At 65.1% G+C, this 23,431-nt stretch carries 22 protein-coding genes and 1 other RNA gene; 13 read left to right on the top strand and 10 right to left on the bottom strand.

Going from position 1 to position 23,431, the window contains the following annotated elements; translation table 11 throughout:
- Nucleotides 1-78: 78 nt before the first annotated feature.
- The 3 genes from AADZ90_RS06695 to AADZ90_RS06685 form a co-directional block, all read right to left on the bottom strand.
- The gene (locus tag AADZ90_RS06695; protein WP_367308513.1) at nucleotides 79-432 is read right to left on the bottom strand and encodes a response regulator; all 354 of its coding nucleotides are present in this window, start codon (nucleotides 430-432) and stop codon (nucleotides 79-81) included.
- 45 nt (nucleotides 433-477) lie between these two features.
- Nucleotides 478-1,560 (bottom strand): PAS domain-containing protein, encoded by a 1,083-nt coding sequence (locus AADZ90_RS06690; RefSeq protein ID WP_367308514.1) that lies wholly within the window; start codon nucleotides 1,558-1,560, stop codon nucleotides 478-480.
- 468 nt (nucleotides 1,561-2,028) lie between these two features.
- Complete coding sequence (locus AADZ90_RS06685) at nucleotides 2,029-2,235, bottom strand: zinc-finger domain-containing protein (protein WP_367308515.1); 207 nt, start codon at nucleotides 2,233-2,235, stop codon at nucleotides 2,029-2,031.
- Nucleotides 2,236-2,328: 93 nt separating this feature from the next.
- Here AADZ90_RS06685 and AADZ90_RS06680 point away from each other — a divergent pair, with 93 nt between their 5' ends.
- The 5 genes from AADZ90_RS06680 (at nucleotide 2,329) to AADZ90_RS06660 (ending at nucleotide 7,041) form a co-directional block, all read left to right on the top strand.
- Nucleotides 2,329-3,246, top strand: a complete 918-nt coding sequence (locus tag AADZ90_RS06680; protein ID WP_367308516.1) for an ABC transporter ATP-binding protein — start codon at nucleotides 2,329-2,331, stop codon at nucleotides 3,244-3,246.
- Nucleotides 3,247-3,314: 68 nt separating this feature from the next.
- Nucleotides 3,315-4,640 carry a c-type cytochrome gene (locus AADZ90_RS06675; RefSeq protein WP_411996956.1) on the top strand — a complete coding sequence of 442 codons (1,326 nt, stop codon included), beginning with the start codon at nucleotides 3,315-3,317 and terminating at the stop codon, nucleotides 4,638-4,640.
- Between the two features lie 179 nt (nucleotides 4,641-4,819).
- Nucleotides 4,820-5,368 (top strand): Hint domain-containing protein, encoded by a 549-nt coding sequence (locus AADZ90_RS06670; protein WP_411996955.1) that lies wholly within the window; start codon nucleotides 4,820-4,822, stop codon nucleotides 5,366-5,368.
- A gap of 220 nt (nucleotides 5,369-5,588) precedes the next feature.
- Nucleotides 5,589-5,921 carry a hypothetical protein gene (locus AADZ90_RS06665; RefSeq protein ID WP_367308519.1) on the top strand — a complete coding sequence of 111 codons (333 nt, stop codon included), beginning with the start codon at nucleotides 5,589-5,591 and terminating at the stop codon, nucleotides 5,919-5,921.
- Nucleotides 5,922-5,967: 46 nt separating this feature from the next.
- Nucleotides 5,968-7,041, top strand: coding sequence for a Hint domain-containing protein (locus AADZ90_RS06660; protein ID WP_367308520.1), 1,074 nt, complete (start codon nucleotides 5,968-5,970; stop codon nucleotides 7,039-7,041).
- 21 nt (nucleotides 7,042-7,062) lie between these two features.
- On the opposite strand, the gene AADZ90_RS06655 is transcribed toward AADZ90_RS06660, so the two are convergent.
- Both AADZ90_RS06655 and AADZ90_RS06650 read right to left on the bottom strand, forming a co-directional pair.
- Nucleotides 7,063-7,629, bottom strand: a complete 567-nt coding sequence (locus AADZ90_RS06655) for a GNAT family N-acetyltransferase (RefSeq protein WP_367308521.1) — start codon at nucleotides 7,627-7,629, stop codon at nucleotides 7,063-7,065.
- Nucleotides 7,629-8,837: a urate hydroxylase PuuD gene (locus tag AADZ90_RS06650; RefSeq protein ID WP_367308522.1), complete on the bottom strand. Its 1,209-nt coding sequence runs from the start codon at nucleotides 8,835-8,837 to the stop codon at nucleotides 7,629-7,631. Before AADZ90_RS06650 ends, AADZ90_RS06655 begins: the two co-directional genes overlap by 1 nt.
- Nucleotides 8,838-8,944: 107 nt before the next feature.
- On the opposite strand from AADZ90_RS06650, the gene AADZ90_RS06645 reads away from it, so the two are divergent.
- Nucleotides 8,945-9,922: a DUF808 domain-containing protein gene (locus AADZ90_RS06645; protein ID WP_367308523.1), complete on the top strand. Its 978-nt coding sequence runs from the start codon at nucleotides 8,945-8,947 to the stop codon at nucleotides 9,920-9,922.
- Nucleotides 9,923-10,169: 247 nt separating this feature from the next.
- Here AADZ90_RS06645 and AADZ90_RS06640 read toward each other — a convergent pair whose 3' ends face one another.
- A complete protein-coding gene (locus AADZ90_RS06640) occupies nucleotides 10,170-11,003 on the bottom strand; it encodes a prephenate dehydratase (protein ID WP_367308524.1) in 834 nt (277 codons plus the stop codon).
- 126 nt (nucleotides 11,004-11,129) lie between these two features.
- Between AADZ90_RS06640 and AADZ90_RS06635 the strand changes: the two genes are divergently transcribed.
- From AADZ90_RS06635 to AADZ90_RS06615, 5 genes are all read left to right on the top strand, one after another.
- The gene (locus AADZ90_RS06635; RefSeq protein WP_367308525.1) at nucleotides 11,130-11,645 is read left to right on the top strand and encodes a c-type cytochrome; all 516 of its coding nucleotides are present in this window, start codon (nucleotides 11,130-11,132) and stop codon (nucleotides 11,643-11,645) included.
- Between the two features lie 184 nt (nucleotides 11,646-11,829).
- Nucleotides 11,830-13,767, top strand: coding sequence for an extracellular solute-binding protein (locus tag AADZ90_RS06630; protein ID WP_367308526.1), 1,938 nt, complete (start codon nucleotides 11,830-11,832; stop codon nucleotides 13,765-13,767).
- Nucleotides 13,767-14,843 (top strand): microcin C ABC transporter permease YejB, encoded by a 1,077-nt coding sequence (locus AADZ90_RS06625; RefSeq protein ID WP_367308527.1) that lies wholly within the window; start codon nucleotides 13,767-13,769, stop codon nucleotides 14,841-14,843. Before AADZ90_RS06630 ends, AADZ90_RS06625 begins: the two co-directional genes overlap by 1 nt.
- Nucleotides 14,840-16,096 (top strand): ABC transporter permease, encoded by a 1,257-nt coding sequence (locus tag AADZ90_RS06620; protein ID WP_367308528.1) that lies wholly within the window; start codon nucleotides 14,840-14,842, stop codon nucleotides 16,094-16,096. Before AADZ90_RS06625 ends, AADZ90_RS06620 begins: the two co-directional genes overlap by 4 nt.
- The gene (locus AADZ90_RS06615) at nucleotides 16,093-17,697 is read left to right on the top strand and encodes an ABC transporter ATP-binding protein (protein WP_367308529.1); all 1,605 of its coding nucleotides are present in this window, start codon (nucleotides 16,093-16,095) and stop codon (nucleotides 17,695-17,697) included. Before AADZ90_RS06620 ends, AADZ90_RS06615 begins: the two co-directional genes overlap by 4 nt.
- Nucleotides 17,698-17,981: 284 nt before the next feature.
- Here the strand turns inward: AADZ90_RS06615 and AADZ90_RS06610 are convergent, their stop codons facing one another.
- The gene (locus AADZ90_RS06610; RefSeq protein ID WP_367308530.1) at nucleotides 17,982-18,833 is read right to left on the bottom strand and encodes a penicillin-binding transpeptidase domain-containing protein; all 852 of its coding nucleotides are present in this window, start codon (nucleotides 18,831-18,833) and stop codon (nucleotides 17,982-17,984) included.
- A gap of 311 nt (nucleotides 18,834-19,144) precedes the next feature.
- The gene (locus AADZ90_RS06605; protein ID WP_367308531.1) at nucleotides 19,145-19,705 is read right to left on the bottom strand and encodes a TetR/AcrR family transcriptional regulator; all 561 of its coding nucleotides are present in this window, start codon (nucleotides 19,703-19,705) and stop codon (nucleotides 19,145-19,147) included.
- Nucleotides 19,706-19,793: 88 nt separating this feature from the next.
- Here AADZ90_RS06605 and AADZ90_RS06600 point away from each other — a divergent pair, with 88 nt between their 5' ends.
- Both AADZ90_RS06600 and AADZ90_RS06595 read left to right on the top strand, forming a co-directional pair.
- Nucleotides 19,794-20,672: an alpha/beta hydrolase family protein gene (locus tag AADZ90_RS06600; protein ID WP_367308532.1), complete on the top strand. Its 879-nt coding sequence runs from the start codon at nucleotides 19,794-19,796 to the stop codon at nucleotides 20,670-20,672.
- Between the two features lie 66 nt (nucleotides 20,673-20,738).
- The gene (locus AADZ90_RS06595; protein ID WP_367308533.1) at nucleotides 20,739-21,251 is read left to right on the top strand and encodes a DUF6653 family protein; all 513 of its coding nucleotides are present in this window, start codon (nucleotides 20,739-20,741) and stop codon (nucleotides 21,249-21,251) included.
- 7 nt (nucleotides 21,252-21,258) lie between these two features.
- Here the strand turns inward: AADZ90_RS06595 and ffs are convergent.
- Together ffs and AADZ90_RS06585 are read right to left on the bottom strand one after the other, a co-directional pair.
- Nucleotides 21,259-21,356, bottom strand: an RNA gene (ffs, locus tag AADZ90_RS06590) — signal recognition particle sRNA small type.
- A gap of 38 nt (nucleotides 21,357-21,394) precedes the next feature.
- The gene (locus tag AADZ90_RS06585; protein ID WP_367308534.1) at nucleotides 21,395-23,299 is read right to left on the bottom strand and encodes a bifunctional 2',3'-cyclic-nucleotide 2'-phosphodiesterase/3'-nucleotidase; all 1,905 of its coding nucleotides are present in this window, start codon (nucleotides 23,297-23,299) and stop codon (nucleotides 21,395-21,397) included.
- Nucleotides 23,300-23,431 lie beyond the last annotated feature (132 nt).

Here is a 23,431-nt window from a genome sequence, read left to right as displayed (position 1 = left end):
CCGGATCCGCATCGGCTCCTTCACCGCACTCGAGCGGGACAGCCTCGACAGACCGGCCGCGCCAGGCCCAGGCGCGCTCTACGGCGCGTCCGAGACCAGATCGGAAAGCTGCACGATATCGAACGGCTTCTCGAAGAACCCGATCGGCGACACGCTTTTCGGCAGCTTGTCCTGCGATGCGACCGTGACGATCGCATAGGGCACCGCGGCCTTCTCCAGCGCCGCGGCAAGGCCTTCGGCCGTGCCGTCCTGAAGATGAAAGTCGATGATCGCGATATCGGGCTTGTGCCGCCCGATCGCCTCCGCCGCCGCCGCGCTTTTCGCGAACGGCCCGAGAACGGCATAGCCATGCTCGATGAAGTGACCCTTCAGATCGAGCGCGACCAAAGCGTCGTCTTCGGCCAGAAGAACGGTTTTCCGGGGATTCGCCATGACGCCGTCTAACAGCGGGCCGGGCAAGAGATAAGACGCGAAACCTCAGGCATCTACGGTCTCTTCGGCCTGGACGGTGACCCCCGCCTTCGGCACGTCAAGCCTGACGGTCGTTCCCTGCACATCGCCAGCCGCGACATCGAGATTTCCTTCAAGACCGCGAACGAGGCTTTCAATGATGCGCCCGCCCAGCTTGCCATCCGCCGGCCAGTTCACGTCATCAGAGATGCCGACACCGTCGTCCGAGACGACAAGCCGAAACACGCCGTTGCTCAGCGTCTTGGCCTCGATTTCCAGCAGGCCCTCATCGCGGTCCTCGAAGGCATGTTGCAGCGCATTCGTCATCAGTTCGGACAGGATCAGCCCAAGCTGCGTCGCCGTCTGGAACGGCACACGCAGTTTCTCGGCATCGATATTGACCCGCACCCCGCTGCGGCCGTCCAGATGCGCGACCGCATTCGCCACGCGGGACAGATACGCGCCAAGCGCCACGGTCTCTTCGCCGTCGGTCTGATTGATCTCGTCCTGTCCGGACAGCTCCTCGTAGAGCAGTTGCAGCGTCTCCACGCGCCGGGCCAGCATGTTGAAGTCCTGCTTGGGGTCCTCACCACTTCCCCGGGATTGCAGCCGGATCATGGAAACCACCATGGCAAGGTGGTTCTTCACCCGGTGCTGTATCTCTTCAAGGGCGCGTTGCGTTTCGCGATCTTGCCGCACCTTCTGCTCGTCCGGTGAAACCTCGATCTCAAGCTGCAGGCCAACAAAGTAAAGCACCGTTCCGTCCTCTCCGACGAGGGGCGAGATCATGAGCCTGTTCCAGAACATCTCTCCGTCGGGCCGGTAATTTCTGACATCGACAACCGCTTCTTTCTCACTCGCGATAGCCGCGCGCAGCTTTTTGATCGCCTCCTGATCTCTATCGTCCTGCTGCAGAAACCGGCAGTTGCGCCCGATGGCAAAGTCCCGGGCGTAGCCGGTAATGGTCGTGAAAGTATCGTTCACGTAAACGATCGGATTGTCTTTGGCACGCGGGTCCGTCAGGACGATCGAAATAGGTGCTTTGGCCAGAGCCTCCAGCAGGCTCATTCCGGCAAAGGAAACCGGGCTTTCGGTGTTGGGATCTGTCATCTCCGTGCCTCCGATGTTCGGAAAAGCTGAGCCAGGTCCCAAAGCAAACCCCAGCTCCGCCACGGCGGAACGAGGTTTCAACAAGAGGTCACGACAGCAGCAGTCCCAGCAGTATCTAAGGCGACCCCCGCTTTGTCAATTTAAGGTGACAGCCATACTGATCTATACCTATTGACACCCGGGAATGCCTTTTTGGCAGGCAGCCTGCCTGTCCCATGGCCTGAAGCAATCCCCGCATTTCTCGTCCATCACGTGAAGAGTTGCGCTGCACCGCAGCAGAACGCTCCGCTACCGGGCGATGTTGCGCTTGAATGTCCGACGGAAAGCCGACGCGATGCCGACCAGGTGCCGACACGCCCCCAACCCCTGATTTCCCTGAATTAACGGCCGATTCGCGGTGGGTCGCCGTTCCGCACCGCGCCCCCCACCGTCCGGTCCGCTTACGATCCGGTCACACCTGTGGCCACGTCAGGAGACGGCCCGCCCCTCCCGCACATCCTCGGGCACCTCGTCCAGATGATCCTCGTGGATATAACGGGCGTCGCAATAACCGCACTCGACCCAGCCCTTGTCCATCGGGATCTGCAGCCACACGCGCGGATGGCCCAAAGCCCCCTCCCCGCCGTCGCAGGCGATCCGGTAGGCGGTCACGATCTTGACTTCGGGCGCATCCATAACATCGGGTCCTTGCACTTGCAGGGGCCGCGCCCCCTGTTAGGTAAGCGCGGACAATAGCGCCCGCGCCGCCCCGCGCAACAGGAACTGCCCATGCCGCCCGCCATCGAGATCTCCGGCCTCACCAAAACCTACGCCGCCTCAAACCGGCAACCCCCGAAAGAGGCTCTGAAATCCGTCGACCTGACGATCCCCCGCGGCGCGATCTTCGGCCTGCTCGGTCCCAACGGCGCGGGCAAGTCGACGCTGATCAACATCCTCGCCGGTCTCGTCAACAAGACCGCCGGAACCGTCAAGATCTGGGGCTTCGACCAGGACGTGAACCCCCGCCAGTCCCGCGCCTCCATCGGCGTCATGCCGCAGGAGCTGAACCTCGACCCCTTCTTCACCCCCCGCGGCTCGCTCGAGGTGCAGGCGGGCCTTTACGGCGTGCCCAAGGGTGAACGCCGCACCGACGAAATCCTTGATCTCATTGGCCTTTCCGACAAGGCCGACGCCTATGCCCGATCGCTCTCGGGCGGCATGCGCCGCCGCCTGCTGCTCGGCAAGGCGCTGGTCCATTCGCCCCAGATCCTTGTCCTCGACGAGCCCACGGCGGGCGTCGATATCGAACTCAGGAACATGCTCTGGCGCAATGTCCGCCGCCTGAACGAGGAAGGCATGACGATCATCCTGACGACCCACTACCTCGAAGAGGCCGAACAGATGTGCGACGAGATCGCGATCATCCACCAGGGCGAGGTCCGGGCGCGCGACACGACTGCCAACCTTCTGGGATCGCTCGACAAGAAGACGATGGTCATCCTCCCGAAGGAACCGGGCAACGTCACCCCGCCCGAAGGCGCCACGCTCGACACCCGCCCCGACGGCCAGATGGAATTCACCTACCGCACCTCGCAAACCAGCGCCGACGCCATCCTCGACGCCGTCCGCGCCTCCGGCATCTCCATAAGAGACGTCAAAACCCGCGAGGCCGATCTCGAGGACGTCTTCCTTGAATTGACCCGCTGACCCCTATCTTGACGAAGACCGGACGGCTGGCGGACAGTCCCCTCGACGCCGCCAGAGAGGGAGAGCCGATGCCCCAAAGCGATCCGAAACCCCGCCTCGCCCTCGCCGCCTGCCTCGCCCTCCTCCTGCCGCTCAAAGCCCAGACCGAGGCCTTCCGCACTTTCGAAGGCCATGGCGGCCCCGTGATGGACGTGGCCATCTCGGAGGACGGCGCGACCCTCCTGACCGCCAGTTTCGACTACGCCGTGGGCCTCTGGCCGGTCGGCGACGACGCTGCGCCGGTCTGGCTCGACGGGCACAGGGCCGCGGTAAACGACGTGGTCTTCCTCGCGGATGACCGGGCGGCGTCCGGCGGCGACGACTTCGCCGTCATCCTCTGGAACCTCGCCGACGGAACGGCAGAGCGCCAGTTCAACGGCCACCAGGGCAAGGTCACCGCCGTCGCCCCGCATCCCGGCGGCCAAACCCTCGCCTCGGCCAGCTGGGACGGGACGATCCGCCTTTGGGATCTGACGAGCGGCGACAATACCGTCCTCAGCGGCCACGATTCCGGCGTCAATGACATCATCTGGACGGCAGACGGTTATCTGATCTCGGCCGGGGCCGACGGCGCGGTCTATCTCTGGGACACCGCCAGCGACGCGCCAACCCGAACGCTGGCCGAACACGGCTTTGGTGTGAACCGCCTGACGCTCGGCCCCGGCTGGCTCGCCTATGGCGCCGTCGATGGTGGCACCCGCATCCTCGATCTCGCGACGGGGGAAGAGCTGGCCGATCTCACCCTCGAACGCCGGCCCATCCTCTCCATGGCCCTCTCGCGCGACGGCCAGCACCTCGCCGTCGGCGACGGGGAGGGATACATCATGGTGGTCGACACCGCCGACTGGACCATCACCCGCGACTTCCGCGCCGCCGTGAACGGCCCGATCTGGGCGCTTGCCTTCACTGCAGAAGGTGGCCTGATCGCCGGCGGCATCGCGGACGAGGCCTATCTCTGGCCCCTCGACGGGGAAGAGACCCTGCCCGCCATGGCCGAAGCGCCGCGCGCCTTTCACACCGATCCGAACGAAGTCTCGAACGGCGAACGGCAATTCCTGCGCAAATGCTCCATCTGCCACACGCTCGGCCCAGACGGGGAACGCCGCGCGGGCCCGACGCTCTACGGCGTCTTCGGCCGCCGGGCCGGAGAGCTTGACGGCTACGCCTATTCCGACGCTCTGACCGGCAGCGACCTCGTCTGGGGCGAAGACACGATCGACCAGCTCTTCGATGTGGGTCCCGACGTCCTCACCCCCGGCTCCAAAATGCCCATGCAGCAGATCGCCTCCCCCCAGGATCGTGCCGATCTCGTCGCATTTCTTAAGGAACGGACGGCTCCCGCAGACGCCAAATAGTGCCCAATTCCGCAGCATAGCTGGCTTTGATCGGCGGTTTTCCACTCATCCGGGATCTGCCGCATTCTCCGCAACCGCGCCCAGAACAAATCACTAACTTGCCCCAAACGCCTCCCAGACCGGCCACAAGCGACCGTTAGGTAAAGGTCAAGCAGTAAAGAGTTTTTGGAGTTTGACCCATGACTGCATTGGCCCAGAAGATGACTAACGACACAAACGATTGCTTCCACACCCTGGCAGAAGGCACCCGCGTTCTGACCCCGAAAGGCCCCGTCGCGGTCGAGGCGCTGACCGAGGGGATGGAGATCCACACCAAGGGCGGCCAGACCGGCATCGTTCGCAGCGTCACCCGCCGCAACAGCGTCGACGCCCCGATCCGCTTCGACCAGGGCGCCATCGGCAACACCGAAGACCTTGTCGTCGCCCCCTGGCAGCGCGTTCTCGTCACCGGCTTCCAGGCCGAGATCCTTTACGGCCAGTCCGAACTGCTCGTCCCCGCCGCCGACCTGGTGGACGGCGACGCCATCCATCGCGGCGATGCCGGCCAGGTCGCCTATCTCGAGATCGAGCTCGACGGCGAGCACACGATCATCGCAGGCGGCGCCACCGTGACCGGATCCATGCCCGCCCCGCGCACGCAGACCCCGGCCGAACAGCTGCCGAATGTCCGCTCGATCTTCTCGGGAAAGCGCCGGTCCTTTGGCGCCGGCGGCATCGCGACGGCCTGAGATGCACGATACGTTTACCTCCCACGCGGCGCGCTTCGTGCCCGTCCAAAAGGCACCGGGCGACGATCGCCCTGCCCGAACCGGCAAGACGTTCAGTGCGTCGGTGAAGATCAGCGCGTCCAGCGATCAAAGAGATACGGATTTACGGAGTAGCAAGACCAGCTCCGTATCCTGAGGGCGACCTGTACCGCCCGAATGTTGTGTAACAAGTGATGTGCCAATGGCCCTGTTCCTGATGCCGGAAGAAACTGCCGCACGCCTGAAGGATCGCCTTCTCGCGCTGGCAGAAACAACCCCGATCCAGATACAGCGGGCCAGCGACCTCCGCGTCCAGATCGTCTTCACCAAGGATGAACTGCGCGATTTCGCCGCCGAACCCGGTGATCCGATCCTCGTCGCGGCGGACGATCAGGACGCGTTCAGGGCAGCCATTCCCGAAAGAGACAATGACCGGCGGTACTACACGCAGGTCCGAAACGAACGGGCTCTGTCCCGGTACGATCCGTTCACGGCAGTGGGCAGAACGCAAAGTGTCAGGATCGAAAAAGGTTGAGGTCACGGCGGGTCAAGATCCGCGGATAAGGATGAAGAGCAGGTAAATGGCATTTCTTTTTGATTGGTCAGAAATTGGTAGCCCAAACGGCTCCGCCACGATCAATGATGGCTCTGAAAGCACGACACTGACGGTGGTCTCCGACCCCGAGGTCGGATATTTCGGCGGCAATTCAAGCTTGACCGTGTCAAATCTCCCGGATGGAACTTCGGCAACAAGCCTCGTCACCTTCAGCACACCGGTCGAAAACGTAACATTCGAGATCTTCGACCTCGATGCGAGCCCCGGCAGCTGGGACGACGAGATCACGGTCAATGCATTCGACGCGAACGGCAATCCGGTCACGGTCAACTTCAGCGATCTTGAGAGCTACCATGTTCAGACGGGCAATACCGTCGAAGCGAACGACAATTCCAGCCCTGGTATCGAGGGGTCCGGCGCGCCGGACTCGATCACCGTTTCGATCCCAGGCCCACTGACGAGCATTGAAGTCATCTTCGCGACAGGAAGCTCGAGCGATGACGGGGGAATCGTCGACTTCTCCGATATCTCGGGCGACATCGCCTGTTTCGCAGCCGGCACACTGATCGAGACGGCGCAGGGGCCCGCGGCAATCGAAGACCTTCGGGTAGGGGCACTCATACGGACCTATGACGGGCGGGACGAACAGCTTCGCTGGATCGGCTCCAGCACCGTGCCCGCAACGGGCCGGTTCGCCCCCATCGTCTTCGCCCCCGGCGCCATCGGAAATGTGCGCGAACTTGTGGTGTCGCCGCAGCACCGCGTCCTGGTGACGGGCTGGCAGGCCCAGCTGCTGTTTGGTGAGGACGAGGTGCTGGTCGCCGCCAAGCACCTCGTGAACGGCGAGACGATCCATCGGCGCGAGGGGGGAGAGATCACTTACTATCACCTCCTCTTCGAACGCCATGAAATCATCCTCTCCGAAGGCACCCCGACCGAAAGCTTCCATCCGGGCCAGGTCGGCCTCGACAGGATGGAAGCCGACCAGGTTGAAGAGGTCTACGCCCTCTTCCCCGAACTCATCGACGATGTCGCGAGCTACGGCCCCTCTCGCGTCCCGTCGCTGAGGCGGCATGAAGGCCAGCTTCTGAGCCTCTGACGCACGCCCGGGCGCGCCCGCTCAAAGAACGCGCCGCATAACCGGCCGCTGCGGCGTGCGGCGGGCGATCTCGGCAAAGCCCGCCCGCTCGAACATCGATCGCGTGCCGTGCCACAGCCATTGCGGCTGCGACCGCTCGGCCTTGTCGACGGGATAGCCCTCGACCGCCTCGGCCCCGTGCGACCGGGCAAATGTCACCGCGGCCGACAGCAGATCGTGGGCAATCCCCTGCCCGCGCCGATCCGACGGCACCACGAAGCACACGACCGACCAGACCGGCACGTCGTCGACCGGCTTCATCACCGGCGACCGCGCCAGCCGCCTGAAACTCTCCCGCGGGCCCAGCGTCACCCAGCCCACCGGCGCGCCGTCCTGATAGGCGATCAGCCCCGGCGCGGGCGCCTGCCCCGCCAGATCGTGCAGCATCGCCTTCCTGGCCTCTTTCGGCGGCACGCCGTCCGGCAGATCCCGCTTGCCCGACAGGCGATACTCCATGCACCAGCAGCTCCGTGCGAAGGAACAGCCCTTCCCGGCAAACAGCGCCTCCAGATCGCCGAAGCGATCCTGCGTCAGAGGCCGGACGTCCATCATCGCGCCGCCACGTACCAGGCCCGGATCGCCGCCCGCTCCTCATCCGTCATGAAAGACAGGTTGCCGGGCGGCATCGCATGGCTCCACCCCGATTGCATCGCGATCCCCCGCGCGCCCGCCGCCACCTGCTCGGGCGTCTCCAGCACCACGCCCTTCGGCGCCCAGTGCAGCCCCGGCCAGACAGGTTCCTCCGCATGGCACATCGAACAGCGCCCGGTGACGATCCGGTGGATCTCGTCAAAGCTCTCAACCGCTGCGAACCGCTCCGCCCCCCGGGTCATCGCCGCCTCCTCCTCCACCGGCGCAGGAGCGACCGACAGCCAAGCGATCGCCAGGAAAATCACCGCCGTCGCCGCCCAGGTCCAGTTCGGCTGGCCTTTCCTCGCATGCATCGTGTTGAAGTAGTGCCGGATCGTCACCCCCATCAGGAACACCAGCGACGCGATGATCCAGTTATACGGCGTCGCGAAGGCCAGCGGGTAATGGTTCGACAGCATCAGGAAGATCACCGGCAACGTCAGATAGTTGTTATGCGTCGACCGCTGCTTCGCGATCACACCGTACTTCGCATCCGGCACCCGCCCCGCCTTCAGATCGGCCACCACGATCTTCTGGTTCGGGATGATGATGAAGAACACATTCGCGCTCATGATCGTCGCGGTGAACGCCCCCAGATGCAGCAGCGCCGCCCGGCCCGAGAAGACCTGCGTGTAGAACCACGCCATCGCCACCAGCACGCCGAACAGCACCACCATCAGCGTCGTCGCATGGACGCCCAAGGGCGACTTGCACAGCTGATCGTAGATCACCCAGCCCACGGCCAGCGACGCGCCAGAGATCAGCACCGCCTGCCACACCGCCAGATCCGCCACCTGCGGATCGATCAGATAGAACTCCGCCCCCAGCCAGTAGACCAGCGCCAGCAAAGCCGCCCCCGACAGCCAGGTCGAATAGCTCTCCCACTTGAACCAGGTCAGATCCTCCGGCATCCGCTCGGGCGCGACGAGGTACTTCTGGATATGGTAGAACCCGCCCCCGTGAACCTGCCATTCCTCCCCGTCCGCGGGGCCGGGAATGCTCCGGTTCAGCCCCAGATCCAGCGCGATGAAATAGAACGACGACCCAATCCACGCGATACCGACGATGACATGCAGCCAGCGCACCGCGAATTCCAGCCACTCCATGAGGATCGCCCAATCGTACATCCTGCCCGCTCCGTCTGGTCCGACCCCTCAGTCACCCGATCCTTGCACGAAACGCAATGCGTCCCTATGGCGTTGACCCATCAAGACAGCAATTCCGGAGTGCGATCATGAGTGGCCTTCTGACCCTGCTCGACGATGTCAGCGCCATCGCCAAGCTCGCCGCGACCCAGCTTGACGATATCGGCGTCCAGGCGACCAAGGCGGGGACCAAAGCCGCGGGGGTCGTAATCGACGACGCCGCCGTGACCCCGAAATACGTGACCGGCCTGCCCGCCGCCCGCGAATTGCCGATCGTCTGGAAGATCGCCCGCGCCTCGGCCTTCAACAAGCTGGTGATCCTGCTGCCCGCGGCGCTGCTCTTGAACGCCTTCCTGCCCTGGCTCATCACCCCGATCCTGATGCTGGGCGGCTGCTATCTTTGCTTCGAAGGGGCCGAGAAGGTCTGGCACCTGATCGTCCCGCACGAAGAGCATGGCCCGCAGGAGGCCGAAACCCTCGACGCCGCCCACCTTGAAGAAACGCGCGTCAAAGGCGCGATCAAGACCGATTTCATCCTCTCGGCCGAGATCATGACGATCTCGCTCAACGCCATCGACAGCGACAGCACCTGGATTATCGGCACCACGCTTGCTGCGGTCGCGGTCGGGATCACCGCGGTGGTCTACGGCGCCGTCGCGCTGATCGTGAAGGCCGACGACGTGGGCCTGAAGATGAGCCAGAGCGGCCGCCTTTCCGCCACCCGTGCCGCCGGCCGCGGCATCGTCGCCGGGATGCCGCATCTGCTGACCTTCATCTCTACCGTCGGAACCGCCGCGATGCTCTGGGTCGGCGGCAGCATCATCGTCCACGGCCTGCACGACCTCGGTTGGCACTGGCCCTACGAGACGATCAAGTACGCCGCCCAGGCCACCGCTGCCGCGATTGCCACCGCAGAAGGCTTCGTCACGTGGTTCATCACCGCGCTTCTCGACGGCATCCTGGGCCTGATCCTCGGCCTCCTCCTGATCCCCGTCGTCGGCAAGGTCATCCTGCCGCTTGCCGCCGCCTTCTCGGGTAAGAAGGAAGAGCAGACCCAGCCGCATTGAAGGTTCCAGCCTGTCAAGCGTCTCCGCCCCGCCCGGGATCAAGCGGCACCGCCGCGCCGGGCGAGCGCCTGACCGTCCCGCGGTCTGGCGCTTTGCCACCTGCGCACTGCCCGCTCCATTTGTGGGACGAGCTTGGCTGCCATAAAGCGCGTCGTTCCACCGTTACAGCGCCAGCCCCCGGTCAGGCGCGCGCCCGGCGCTCGGCACTCATTGGGTAAATTGCAGGAGTCTTTGCCTTTCGGCGCTGCTACCGCCGCCGCGGATCCGCCGGGAACACCCCCAAGAGCCTCACATCCGTCGTGAAATAATCCAGCTCTTCCATCGCCAGCTGCACCGCGCGGTCGTCCGGATGCCCCTCGATCTCGGCGTAAAACTGGGTCGCCGTGAACTTTCCGCCCACCATGTAGCTTTCCAGCTTCGTCATGTTGATGCCGTTCGTCGCAAACCCGCCCATCGCCTTGTAAAGCGCCGCCGGAATGTTGCGCACGCGGAAGACGAAAGCGGTCATCATCCCGGCCTTCCCCCGCCGCTTCAGATCCGGCTCCCGCGCCATGACGAGGAAGCGCGTGGTGTTCGTGTCATGGTCCTCGATCTTCCGGGCCAGGATATCGAGGCCGTAGATCTCCGCCGCCAGCTCCGACGCCAAAGCCGCCTCGGCCGGATCGCCCAGCTCCGCGATATCCCGCGCCGCGCGCGCGTTATCCGCCCAGTTCAGCTGGTCGAACCCGTGCTCCCGCAGGAAGTCCCGGCATTGCCCCAGCAGGATCGACATGCTGCGCACCCGCTTCACGTCCTCCAGCCGCGCGCCCTTCACGCCCAGCAGGTTGATATGCACCCGGACAAAGGATTCCTCGACGATATGCAGACCGCTTTCGGGTAGCAGCGAATGCACATCCGCGACCCGCCCGTAAGTCGAGTTCTCAACCGCGATCATCCCCAGATCGGCCCGCCCCTTGCGGACGGCCTCGATCGCGTCCTCGAAGGTGGCACACGGCAGCGGCTCCATCTTCGGATGGGTCTCGACGCAGGCCTGGTGACCATACGCGCCCAACTCTCCCTGAAAGGCGATCTGCCCTGTCATCCGAAACGCTCCCCCCGGCGCGCAACACTGCCCTTTTTTGGGCGTTTCGTCGCGCCTTAGCACCTTGCAACCGGCGCGGTGAAGCGGATACATGGCCCGCGAAATCGGATCGGGACGGAACGCGACATGTTCGACACAATGACCCTCACCAAGATCGTCGGCGGCTTTTGCGGCGCCTTCCTGCTGTTCCTACTGGGCAGCTGGACCGCACAGATCGTCTACGGCGCCTACGGGTATCACGAGCATGAAGAACAGGCCTATTCCATCGCCGTCGAAGGCGGCGAGGACGAACCCGAAGAAGAAGCCGTCCCGTTCGAGGAGATCTTCGCCTCCGCCGATCCCGCCGCGGGCGAACGCGTCTACGGCCGCTGCCGCGCCTGCCACATGCTGGAAGACGGCGCCAACGGCACCGGCCCGCATCTCTACGGGGTGGTGAACCGCGACATCGGCGCGGTCGACGGCTTCAGCTATTCCGGCGCACTCAGCGAGGTGGCCGAGGTCTGGACGCCCGAGAACCTCGACGGCTTCCTCGAAAATCCCCGCGGCTGGGCGCCGGGCACGTCGATGGGCTTCGCCGGCCTTGCCCGCCCGCAGGAACGCGCCGACCTGATCGCCTATCTCGAAACCATCGGCGGCAGCTGATCGCCGCCTTTTTCGGCCGAAATCTCGGACCTGACGATCCCCGGCCACGCCGGGGATAACATCTTCGCGCATCCGCCCTCCCCTCACGTCCGATCACACATTCTCGCCTTGATCATTGGACGGCGGGCCCTTTAGCTACATTTTCCAAGTCAAGTCCTGACCTCAGCCGACGGAGTGCCCATATATGACACATCCCCGCCGACGCCCCGCCCGCGCGATCGCCATCTCCAAAGCGAAAGACAAAACGCGCCAGGCGGGCATCGCCCTGGGCGGACTGGTCATCGGCCTCGGCCTCCTCGGCACCCAGGTCTTCGGCGAAAGCCACAGCGCCGATGAAAACATCACCGTCAGCCACGGCTACACCAATTTCGGAGAGCTGAAATACGGCCCCGACGAGCCCTTCTCCTACGTCAACCTCGACGCGCCCAAGGGCGGCGAAATCAGCCTCTGGGCCCAAGGCAACTTCGACAGCTTCAACCTATATACCCGCAAGGGCGTGCCCGTTGCGCAGACCGGTCTTCTCTACGAAGACATGATGATCAGTGCGGCCGATGACCCATACGGCCTTTATTGCTATCTCTGCACCACTGTCGAATATCCGGAAAGCCTCGACTGGGTCGTCGTGACCTTGCGCGATGACGTGACCTTTGCTGACGGCACGCCGATGACGGTCGAGGACATGAAGTTCACCATCGACCTCTTTCTCGAACAGGGCATCGCCGAGTTCCGCAATGTGATCGACGGCTTCTTCGAAAGCATCGAGATCGTTGGACCAAACCAGATCCGGTTCGAGTTCAACGAAGCCGCCCCCAAACGCGACCGTATGGGCCTCGTCGCGATCTGGAACCCGTTCTCGCAAGCGTGGTTTGAAGAAAACGAGGCGCGCCTCGATGAAAGCACGCCCGTCCCCTTCCTGGGCACCGGTCCCTATATCGTCGGCGATGTCGATATGGGCCGCAGCATTGTCTACACGAAGAACCCCGACTGGTGGGGCGCGGACCTTCCGATCAACCAGGGCCGAAATAACTTCGACCGCGTCCGCATCGAGTATTTCGCCGATGCAGGCGCTGCCTTCCAGGCTTTCACGGCAGGCGAATACACCTACCGGATCGAAACAGATCCCCGCGAATGGGCAACCTCCTACGATTTCCCAGCGGTCGAACAAGGCTATGTGAACGTCGAGTCTTTGCCCGACGGCACGATCAGCAACGGCCTCGGCTTCGTCTTCAACCTGCGGCGCGAGAAATGGCAGGATCCCCGGACCCGCGATGCCGTCCGGATGCTGTTCAATTTCGAATGGTCGAACGAGACCCTGTTCTACAGCCTCTACGAGCGCCCCTATTCCTTCTGGGGCAATTCCGACCTCGCCGCCGTCGGCGAACCGTCGGACGAGGAACGCGCCGTCCTGGAACCACTTGTCGAGGACGGGCTGCTCGATGCCTCGATCCTGACCGACCCTGCCGTCCTGCCGCCGGTCAACGAGGCCTCCTCCAACGACCCCTCCCGCCGCACCCTGCGTGAAGCCACCCGGCTCCTGCAGGAGGCCGGATGGACCGCGGGCAACGACGGCATCCTCCGCAACGAGGCGGGCGAACGGCTGGAACTCGTCATCATCCAGTTCAATCCGATCTACGACCGCGTCGTGACGCCCTATGTCGAAAACCTCCGCCGCGTCGGCATCGACGCCAAGCTCGAACGGATCGACACCGCGCAATACGTCGAACGCCGTCGCTCGGGCGATTGGGACCTGACGAACCAGCTTCTCGGCCAGGGGTTCGAACCGGGGCTCGGCCTGATGCAATGGTTCGACAGCTCCACGGCAGAGGACAGCTCGCGCAACCTGATGGCGCTCGCCGACCCCGCGATCGACCGTTTGATCGACGCCGTCATCGCGGCCGATACCCTTGACGGGCTGCAGACCCATGTCCGCGCCCTCGACCGCGTCCTGCGCGCCCACGGCTTCTGGATCCCGCAATGGGAAGATCAGGAATTCTGGGTCGCCTACTGGGACATGTACGACCATCCCGACCCCCTGCCGCCCCTTGCCCTCGGAACGCTCGATTTCTGGTGGTATGATGCCGAAGCTGCGGAACGCCTGCGCGAGGCGGGCGCGATCCGCTGATGGGCGCCTATATCCTCAGGCGTCTGCTGCTCGTCATCCCGACGCTGCTTGGCATTCTCCTGATCAATTTCGCCCTGATCCAGTTCGTACCGGGCGGCCCCATCGAACAGATCATCGCCCAGATGGAAGGCGGCGGCGATGTCCTCGGCGGCATCACCGGCAGCGTCGATTTTGAGAACCAGGGCGGCAATGACAGCGGCTACGCCGGCGCCCGCGGCCTTCCCGCCGACTTCATCGAGGAACTCGAACGCGAATTCGGCTTCGACAAGCCGCCCGTCCAGCGCTTCCTCGAGATGGTCTGGAACTACATGCGCTTCGATTTCGGAGAGAGCTATTTCCGCTCCATCTCCGTCGTCGACCTCGTCATCGAAAAGCTGCCCGTCTCGATCTCGCTCGGCCTCTGGTCGACGCTGATCGCCTATCTCATCTCGATCCCCTTGGGCATCCGCAAGGCGGTCAAGGACGGCTCGCCCTTCGACACCTGGACCTCGGGCGCGATCATCGTGGGTTACGCCATCCCCGGCTTCCTCTTCGCGATCCTGCTCATCGTCCTCTTCGCGGGCGGCTCGTATCTCCGGATCTTCCCGCTGCGCGGGCTGACCTCCGACGATTGGGAAACGCTCAGCCTCTTCGGCAAGATCGCCGACTATTTCTGGCACATCACCCTGCCGACCATCGCGCTGACGATCTCCAGCTTTGCCACGCTGACGCTGCTGACCAAGAACTCCTTCCTCGACGAGATCCGCAAGCAATACGTCATCACCGCCCGGGCCAAGGGCGTCAGCGAAAGCCGCGTCCTCTACGGCCACGTCTTCCGCAACGCGATGCTGATCATCATCGCGAGCTTCCCGGCCGTCTTCATCGGCGTCTTCTTCACCGGCGCGCTGATCATCGAGGTGCTCTTCTCCCTGGATGGCCTCGGACGCCTCGGCTACGAGGCTGCCGTCGCCCGCGACTACCCGGTGGTCTTCGGCACGCTCTTCATCTTCGGTCTCATCGGCCTTGTCGTGGGCATCATCTCGGACCTGATGTATGTCCTCGTCGATCCCCGCATCGATTTCGAGTCCCGCGCATGAGTGTCCAGCCAGACATCCCGCCCGAGCGCTATGGGGACCCGGCCGCGCCCGCTCAGCCGGTGCCCGCCGCACCCGAACGGCCCCGTACGTTCCTCTCGCCGCTCAACAAACGCCGCTGGCGCAACTTCCGCCGCAATCGCCGCGCCTTCTGGTCCCTGATCATCTTCATGATCCTGTTCACGCTCAGCCTGTTTGCCGAGTTCATCGCCAACGACAAACCGATCCTCGTCAGCTACCGCGGCGAGCTTCGGATGCCCGTCTTCAGCTTCTATTCCGAACAAAGCTTCGGCGGCGACTTCCCGACCGAGGCGGTCTATTCCGATGTCGAGGTGCAGTGCCTGATCGAAACCGGCGGCCTGATCGACTGTTTCGACACCCCCATTGAGCTGATCCAGCAGGCGCGCCTCGACATGATCGAGGATCCGGAGTTCCACAAAGGCTGGATGATCTGGCCGCTGATCCCCTACGCCTACGACACCATCGTCGACATCCCCGGCGTCGCCCCCTCCCCGCCCGACGACCAGAACTGGCTTGGCACCGACGACACCAAGCGCGACGTGCTGGCGCGCGTGATCTACGGCTTCCGGCTGTCGATCCTCTTTACCCTGATTGTCACCACATGCGCCTCGATCATCGGGATCGCCGCAGGTGCGATCCAGGGCTATTTTGGCGGCTGGACCGACCTCCTCTTCCAGCGCTTCATCGAAATCTGGAATGGCGTCCCCAACCTCTACGTCATCATCATCATGTTCGCGATCCTGGGGCGAAGTTTCTGGCTCCTCGTCGCGCTCAGCGTGATCTTCGGCTGGATGGCTCTTGTCGGCGTCGTGCGGGCGGAATTCCTGCGCGCCCGGAACTTCGAATATGTCCGCGCGGCCAAGGCGCTCGGCGTGTCGGACCGCACGATCATGTTCCGCCACATCCTGCCCAACGCGATGGTGGCGACGCTCACGCTCCTGCCCTTCATCATCACCGGCGCCATCGGCGCGCTCGCCACGCTCGACTTCCTGGGCTTCGGCCTGCCCTCCTCCGCCCCCTCGCTGGGCGAGATGACCCTTCAGGCCAAGCAGAACCTCCAGGCGCCGTGGCTCGGCTTCACCGCCTTCTTCACCTTCGCGATCATGCTGTCGCTGCTCGTCTTCATCTTCGAAGGGGTCCGCGACGCGTTCGACCCGCGCAAGACCTTCACCGGCGAGGGCTCGCCAGAGGAAGACACCGCGCCCGCCGCCACGCCGGAGGCCGCCCGCACATGAGCCGCCTCCTCGATGTCCGCGACCTGCGCATCTCCTTCCGCCAGGACGGCAAGACCACCCATGCCGTCCGCGGCGTGTCCTTCCACGTCGACAAGGGCGAAACCGTCGCGATCGTCGGCGAATCCGGCTCCGGCAAATCCGTCACCGCGCTCTCCACCGTCCAGCTCCTCGGCGACAGTGCCCGGCTCGAGGGCTCCGTCACCTATGCCGGAAAGGAGATGATCGGCGCCTCCGAAAACGATCTCCGCCGGGTCCGCGGCAACGACATCAGCTTCATTTTCCAAGAGCCGATGACGTCCCTCAACCCGCTCCACACCCTCGAAAAGCAGCTCCGCGAGTCGATCGAGCTGCACCAGGGCCTGCGCGGCGACAAGGTCCGCGCCCGTGTCATCGAATTGCTCACCAAGGTCGGCATCCGCGACCCCGAAACCCGCCTCGGCGCCTATCCCCACCAGCTCTCCGGCGGGCAGCGCCAGCGCGTGATGATCGCCATCGCGCTGGCCAACGGCCCCGACCTGCTGATCGCGGACGAACCCACCACCGCCCTCGACGTCACCATCCAGGCCCAGATCCTCGACCTCCTCGCCGACCTCAAGGAACAGGAGGATATGTCGCTTCTCTTCATCACCCACGACCTGACGATCGTCCGCAAAATCGCTGACCGGGTCTGCGTGATGAAGGATGGCGAGATCGTCGAGCAGGGCCTCACCGCCGACATCTTCAGCGCGCCCAAACACCCCTACACCCGGAAACTCCTCTCGGCCGAGGCGACAGGCCTCCCCGATCCCGTCCCCGCAGGGGCCGAGACCATCGCCGAGACCGAAAACCTCCGCATCTGGTTCCCGATCCAGAAGGGCCTGCTCAAGCGCACCGTCGGCCATGTGAAGGCCGTCAACGACGCCACGCTCTCGGTCCGCGAAGGCGAAACCGTCGGCATCGTCGGCGAAAGCGGCTCGGGCAAGACGACGCTCGCGCTGGCCATCATGCGGCTGATCCAGTCGAAGGGCCGCATCGTCTTCCTCGGGCGCGACATCCAGAACCTCCGGGCCCGCCAGATGCGCCCCCTGCGCAAGGACACGCAGATCGTCTTCCAGGATCCCTACGGCTCGCTCAGCCCCCGGATGACGGTCGAACAGATCATCGCCGAGGGGCTTGGCGTCCATGGCACCGAACCGGGCCGCGACAAACGCGAAATGGTGGCCGAGATCATGGCAGAGACCGGCCTCGACCCCATGACGATGGACCGCTACCCGCACGAGTTTTCCGGCGGCCAGCGCCAGCGCATCGCGATCGCCCGCGCCATGATCCTGCGCCCCCGCCTCGTCGTCCTGGACGAGCCGACCTCGGCCCTCGACATGACCGTCCAGGTCCAGATCGTAGAGCTTCTGCGCAGCCTCCAGCGCCGCCACGGCCTCGCCTACCTCTTCATCAGCCACGACCTCAAGGTCGTCCGCGCGCTGTCCCACAAGGTGATGGTGATGAAGCAAGGCGACGTGGTCGAAGCCGGCCCCGCCGAACAGATCTTCGACGCCCCCCAGACCGACTACACCCGCGCCCTCATGGCCGCCGCCTTCGATGCCGAAATCCGCGCGGCCGAGTAGGGTGGGGTTTCACCCCACCATCCCCGGTTAACATACCTCCCGCGAAGAATTGAGGGCCGCGCCCGACCCTGGGTGGGCGCTCGAACGATATCGTCAACGCATTCACTTCAAAGCATCCACGCCGTTCGAGCTGCGACCGACATCACCGAGCGCCCTCCCGGGGGAGGGTCGGGCGCGGCCCGGCGGTGCCGCCGGGCCAAAGCTCAAAGCTAAGCGCCCCGATCCAACAAGCGTAGGATGACTGATTTCCCCCACCACGCCCTCGGATCGGCGAGCCTTCACACTCACCCCGCCCCCTCCGGCAGCAACCCGCACGCCTCCAGCAACGTCACCGCCATCTCCTTCCGAAACACCCGGATCTCCGCAAAGCTGTCCGCCCGCGTATAAAGCGCGAAAACCGCCGGATCCCCGGCCTCTCTCGCAACCCAGCCGACATACCAGCCCTCAAACCCGGCGGAGAAATCGCCGGGCACCAGCGTCCCACCACCGGTCTTCCCATGCAGCGACAGGCCGTCCCCCTCCCATTCCAGGCTGGCCTGGGCCAGCGCCGCGACCGACGGTGCCGAGACCCCAAGCTCCCCCTGCAAAAGACGCTCCAGAAACCTCACCTGCTCGACTACGGAGATCTCCAACCCGTTGGCCAACCAGAAATCGTCCGCCCCCTCGGGAACCCCGGCATTGCCGTAGCCCCAATCCACGAGCCTCGCGCGATACGCCTCCGTCCCGATATCGCGCGCAAGATCCCGAAAGTACCAGACGGCCGACACGCGGAACGCGCTCTCCAGCGTATGATCCTTGGCCCACCCAGCAGGCCACCAATCGCGCGCCGGATGCCGTTCCCGGTCCCAGTCCCGCGCAGCGCCCAATCCATCCGCGGCCCCGGTCTCGAGCGCGATCAGCAGGTTTGGCATCTTGAAGGTCGACCACGGCGCATGGCGCGTCTCGAAATCGCTGCCGCTCAACGTGCACCGGCTGCCATCCGCAAGATCGGAGGCCAGAAAGCTCAAAGGCCGGTCCCCGACCGCCCCTTCGAAGGCATCTCTCTCCAGCACCCTGTCGAAGGCGACGCCGGCGGATGGCAAAAGTGTCGACATCACCGCGGTCAGAACCGCGGCGGCAAAGGTTGTGTGTCTCATGGTGTCCACTGCTCGTTCGGTATTGTGCGCCGATCGCTACGGCGTCCGATCCGCCCCCTCAAGGGCCGCTCCGGGCATGCGCCGCTTTCCGCCGAAGCCTCCCGGACGCATAAGCCATCGCCTATCGGTGAGCGTCACGCCGCTCCCCCTGTTAATCGGACAACGCCATGCGGGACGGGCTCCGCAGGCCATACTGTTAACCTGTTCCCGGTTTGGCCCCTCCGACCGGATGCCGACCAGATGCCGCCCGGATACCGGCACGACAATCCGAGATTATTCCGCAAGAACAGACCCTTGGGCGGATCGCCCCGCTATCCCCGCCCGAAGACGAAATCCGGCACCCGCCTGAGCGGATCCGACCCCCGTCTTGCCCGGCTCAAGGTCCACGCCCCCTGCAGCCCGATCCAGACCGCCTCAGACCGCCGCGCGGCCTCGTCCGCAGGCAGTCCCAACCGCCGCCCATGGGCCGCCACGGCCTCGATCCAGGTCTCGAAAATCTGCGCCGATTCCCGCCGGAATCGGTCGTTCGACGGCCCCTCGAACAGGGTCGACGAGATCGGACAGCCCAGCCAGTGATCCGACAGATCGAACAGTTTGGCCAGCTTGTAGCACAGCGTCGTCGCCCCCTGCTCGAAGCTCTCGGCGGGCGCGAACGCATCCTCGATGATCTGCAACAGCCCGGCCGAGGCCCACTCCGCCGCCGCCACGGCCAAGTCCGCCTTTCCATTGGGAAAATGGTGGTAAAGCGACCCCTTCGGCGCCCCCGACGCCTCCAGGATCTCGGCCACGCCCACGCCGTGATACCCCCGCTGCTGGAACAGCAGCGCGGCGTTCATCACCAGCCTCTCCCGGGTCGACAGCGCTTCGGACATGGGAAGCTTATCGCAGGACTAGACCGATTGGTCCAGAGCTGCTATTGGACCAATCAGTCTAGACCATTCGGTCCATCGGGAGAAGGCGATGAACAAGATGATCGAGATCGTGCAACCCGGCGGCGTGATCGAACGCGACGAGGCCATCCGCTCCGGCGCCGCCCGCCTGTCCGGCCGCCTCTTCCTGCCGCGCGAGACACCGCAAGCCGCCGTCGTCCTGAACGGGGCGACCGGCGTGCCCCACGGCTATTACGGCGACTTCGCCCGCTGGCTCGCGACCGAACGCGGCCTCGCCTGCCTGACCTACGACTACAGTGATTTCGGCGCCTCCGCCCGCGGTCATATCCGGACCTCGAAAGCCACGATGGGCCACTGGGGCATCCACGATCAGCAGGCCGCGCGCGACCACCTGGCGCATCTCCTGCCCGACACGCCGCTCTGGGTGATCGGCCATTCGCTCGGCGCGCTCTGCCTGCCGATGCAGCAGGGCCTCGACCGGATCGACCGGATCATCGCCGTCGCCAGCGGCCCCGTGCACCTCACAGACCATCCGTGGAGCTACCGCCCCTTCGCCGCCGCGTTCTGGCACGGGCCCACAGCGCTGGCCACGCTCGCGCTCGGCTACCTGCCCGGCCGCCGCTTCGGCCTCGGCGCCGATCTTCCGGCCGGCGTCTACTGGCAATGGCGCCGCTGGTGCACCCAGCGCGGCTTCTACGCGCGCGAGGCCGGATCGACCCTGCCCTGGCCCGACCGTCAGAAACCCGCGTGCGCGCTGCGTGCGGTGGCCGTCGCAGACGATCCCATGATCCCGCCGCACACCGTCTGGAAGCTGATGCAGCTCTACCCGGAAACGACACGCAGCCAGAAGGTGCTGCGCCCGGCCGAATACGGCCTGCCGAAGATCGGCCATATCGGCGCCTTCCACCGCCGCGCGCAGGCCTGCTGGCCCGATATCCTCGGCGACTGACCCGCGCTGGACCCCGCGCGGAAAAAGCGCGATCCAGAGGCAGGCAACTGCCCTGCAAGAGGTCGCATGGATATCTTCAAGATCTCCGAACGCCTGATGTCGATGGATGACGAGGCATGGCGCCGCCATGCGAATCCAATCAGCGTCTATACCCGGTTCACCTGCCTGCCCCTTCTGGTCCTCGCGATCTGGTCGCGCGTCTGGCTCGGCTGGTGGAGCCTAATCCCCATCGCGCTTGCCTGTCTCTGGATCTGGTTCAATCCCCGGATCTTCGGGCCGCCCGACAGCCTCGACAACTGGGCCTCACGAGGTGTGATGGGAGAGCGCGTCTTCCTCAACCGGCACAACACGCACATCGCCGACCACCACCTGCGCATGGCCAAGATCCTGACGGCGGCTTCAGGCGTCGGTGCGCTGATCCTGATCTACGGGCTTGTCGTGCTGGATGTCTGGGCGACGATCTGCGGCGTGATTGCAACGGTCGGGCCAAAGGTCTGGTTCGTCGACCGGATGCTCTGGATCCTGCAGGACCACGAACGGGGCGAACCCGGCCCGCGCGAAGAGACATCCCGACTGTAAGGAAATCTGGTGAGAGGCTGATAACGACCCAAGCGGGGCTCGTTACGGCTGCTTCCTTCCGGACCTGACCGGGTTGGCGAGGCGCCTGCCCGCACCAACCTCTCACCCCCTCATCTAGGCGAGTCGCCCCGGCCCCGCAAGGCTCACAGCGTCAGACGGAACCGGGCGAAGCCGCCGTCGGTCTCTCCCACATCCTCGGCCGGCAGCGTCAGATCGCCCAGATAGCTCCGGGCCGACGGCCCGCTGTCGAACAGCACCGTGGCCCCGTCCAGCGGCGCGAAACGGAAGACCGGATCGGGCCGCGGCTTCAGCACGCCGGCCTGGGCGATATAGCCCGCCAGCGCCTCCCGGTTGGTCATCAGCGTCTCGACAAGGACCGGCGCGGTCTCGATCCCCGGGAAGCCGCCGCCACCCGTCGCCCGGTAGTTGTTCGTCGCCAGCGCGAACCGATCGTCTTCCTCGACCGGCTTGCCCTGATACGTGACCTCGACAACGCGCGTCGCCTCGGGGTGCAGCAGCTCGCCCGCCGGGCCGAACCGCGCGGGCTGGGACAGGTCGATCGTATAGCGCAAGCCATCGACGATATCGAAATTGAAGGTCGGAAAGCCCTCGTTCCGCAGCTTCACGTCCTGCGCCCCCGGCGCGACCTGCCGGAACGCGCCCGCACAATGTTCCAGCCAGTCGAGCAGCATGCGGCCCGACACGTCCAGCACGGTCATGGTGTTGGGAAAGAGATAAAGATCGGAGAGGCTTCGGTGGCTGATCGGCCCTGCCCGCACCTCCGTGTAGAAATCCGGGCCGCCCCGCCCGCCGGACTTGCCCGGCGCCGAGGCCGACAGAAGCGGCAGATCGCCCCCGGGCTGCCCTTCCAGCAGCGAGCGCACCAGCCAGGCCTGTGCATCGGTCACGACCTTCAGCGCCGCATCCATCCCCAGCATCGTGAAATAGCTGTGCAGCGGCACCGCCGTCTCGCCCACCGGCGCCCGCATCCGGCGCAGCGTGTGGCGGTGCGTGTCCTCCACCGCCGCCTCGACCTTGGGGTTGGACTGGACCAGCGCATGCAGCGCGTGCCCGCTCGACCGCTCGGCGATCGGCCGCGCGGCGCCGCGCCCGCGGACCTTGATCCAGCCGAACTGCGTATGGCGCAGTTCCAGGTCGATCACCGCCACGTGCGAGCCCCAGAACCCCGCCTCGACCACCGGCGTGCCGTGGATCGTGCCTGTTTCGGGCTCGATGCCCGGCACGGTCTCGAACCCGGGCCCCGGAAAGCGGCGATGCGTATGGCCCGCCACCACCGCATCGACATCCGGCAGCCCGGCCACCGCGGCAGAGGCGTTCTCGTCCCCCGGCCGGTAGGGCCTGTCCTCGATCCCCGAATGGCTCAGCGCGATCACGATATCCGCCCCCCGCCGCTTGAGAGCGGCCGCCTCGGCCCGCGCCGTCTCAAGAATACCCGTCGTCCCCACCCGGCCAAGCAGATGGCGCCTGTCCCAGCGGGTGATCTGCGGCGGCAGAAGCCCCAGAAGCCCGATCCGGATCGGAAAGCTCAGCCCCTCGCCCGTGACAAGCTGCCGGTCCAGGATCACGGACCGCTGGACCAGCGGCCCGCCGTTCCGCTGCGGCCACAACCCGCTCAGGCTGGTCGAATAGACGTTGGAACTGAGGATCGGGAAGTCCGCCTGCTCCAGCGCGGTAATCAGCGCCTCCAGCCCGTAATTGAACTCGTGGTTGCCCAGATTGACCGCGTCATAACCCAGCTCGTTCATCGCGGCGATCACCGGATGCGGCCCCTCCAGCTCTCCCCGCGCGACGAGGTCGGACATCACCGTGCCGTTCAGGAAATCGCCGTTATCGACAAGGATCGACGCCGTGGCCTCGGCCCGCGCACCCGCCACCAGCGCCGCCGCGCGCGCCAGACCAACCTGATCGGACGGCTGGTCCCAAAGGTAGTCATAGGCCAGCACATGCCCATGCAGATCGGTCGTCGCGATCAGGCGAAGACTTGCATGGCTCGGCCGGATCGGGAAAGGCGCGTGCGGCTTGGTCACTGTTACTCCGTCACAATCCGGGCGCGGACCGGATATCGAAAACCGAACGTGCCCAAAGAAAAGGCGCGCTTCAACAGCGAAGACACAGCATTCGTTTGCCGCGACGGTACGTCCATGGCATCTCTGCCCCGA

This window comes from Aestuariibius violaceus (assembly GCF_040779325.2).
GTDB classification, from domain to species: Bacteria; Pseudomonadota; Alphaproteobacteria; order Rhodobacterales; family Rhodobacteraceae; genus Aestuariibius; species Aestuariibius violaceus.
This window is presented reverse-complemented; position numbering and strand designations above follow the sequence as displayed.

Coding starts and splice junctions, on each gene's coding strand:
- AADZ90_RS06695 (WP_367308513.1), bottom strand. CDS start 432: ATGGCGAATCCCCGGAAAACCGTTCTTCTGGCCGAAGACGACGCTTTG.
- AADZ90_RS06690 (WP_367308514.1), bottom strand. CDS start 1,560: ATGACAGATCCCAACACCGAAAGCCCGGTTTCCTTTGCCGGAATGAGC.
- AADZ90_RS06685 (WP_367308515.1), bottom strand. CDS start 2,235: ATGGATGCGCCCGAAGTCAAGATCGTGACCGCCTACCGGATCGCCTGC.
- AADZ90_RS06680 (WP_367308516.1), top strand. CDS start 2,329: ATGCCGCCCGCCATCGAGATCTCCGGCCTCACCAAAACCTACGCCGCC.
- AADZ90_RS06675 (WP_411996956.1), top strand. CDS start 3,315: ATGCCCCAAAGCGATCCGAAACCCCGCCTCGCCCTCGCCGCCTGCCTC.
- AADZ90_RS06670 (WP_411996955.1), top strand. CDS start 4,820: ATGACTGCATTGGCCCAGAAGATGACTAACGACACAAACGATTGCTTC.
- AADZ90_RS06665 (WP_367308519.1), top strand. CDS start 5,589: ATGGCCCTGTTCCTGATGCCGGAAGAAACTGCCGCACGCCTGAAGGAT.
- AADZ90_RS06660 (WP_367308520.1), top strand. CDS start 5,968: ATGGCATTTCTTTTTGATTGGTCAGAAATTGGTAGCCCAAACGGCTCC.
- AADZ90_RS06655 (WP_367308521.1), bottom strand. CDS start 7,629: ATGGACGTCCGGCCTCTGACGCAGGATCGCTTCGGCGATCTGGAGGCG.
- AADZ90_RS06650 (WP_367308522.1), bottom strand. CDS start 8,837: ATGTACGATTGGGCGATCCTCATGGAGTGGCTGGAATTCGCGGTGCGC.
- AADZ90_RS06645 (WP_367308523.1), top strand. CDS start 8,945: ATGAGTGGCCTTCTGACCCTGCTCGACGATGTCAGCGCCATCGCCAAG.
- AADZ90_RS06640 (WP_367308524.1), bottom strand. CDS start 11,003: ATGACAGGGCAGATCGCCTTTCAGGGAGAGTTGGGCGCGTATGGTCAC.
- AADZ90_RS06635 (WP_367308525.1), top strand. CDS start 11,130: ATGTTCGACACAATGACCCTCACCAAGATCGTCGGCGGCTTTTGCGGC.
- AADZ90_RS06630 (WP_367308526.1), top strand. CDS start 11,830: ATGACACATCCCCGCCGACGCCCCGCCCGCGCGATCGCCATCTCCAAA.
- AADZ90_RS06625 (WP_367308527.1), top strand. CDS start 13,767: ATGGGCGCCTATATCCTCAGGCGTCTGCTGCTCGTCATCCCGACGCTG.
- AADZ90_RS06620 (WP_367308528.1), top strand. CDS start 14,840: ATGAGTGTCCAGCCAGACATCCCGCCCGAGCGCTATGGGGACCCGGCC.
- AADZ90_RS06615 (WP_367308529.1), top strand. CDS start 16,093: ATGAGCCGCCTCCTCGATGTCCGCGACCTGCGCATCTCCTTCCGCCAG.
- AADZ90_RS06610 (WP_367308530.1), bottom strand. CDS start 18,833: ATGAGACACACAACCTTTGCCGCCGCGGTTCTGACCGCGGTGATGTCG.
- AADZ90_RS06605 (WP_367308531.1), bottom strand. CDS start 19,705: ATGTCCGAAGCGCTGTCGACCCGGGAGAGGCTGGTGATGAACGCCGCG.
- AADZ90_RS06600 (WP_367308532.1), top strand. CDS start 19,794: ATGAACAAGATGATCGAGATCGTGCAACCCGGCGGCGTGATCGAACGC.
- AADZ90_RS06595 (WP_367308533.1), top strand. CDS start 20,739: ATGGATATCTTCAAGATCTCCGAACGCCTGATGTCGATGGATGACGAG.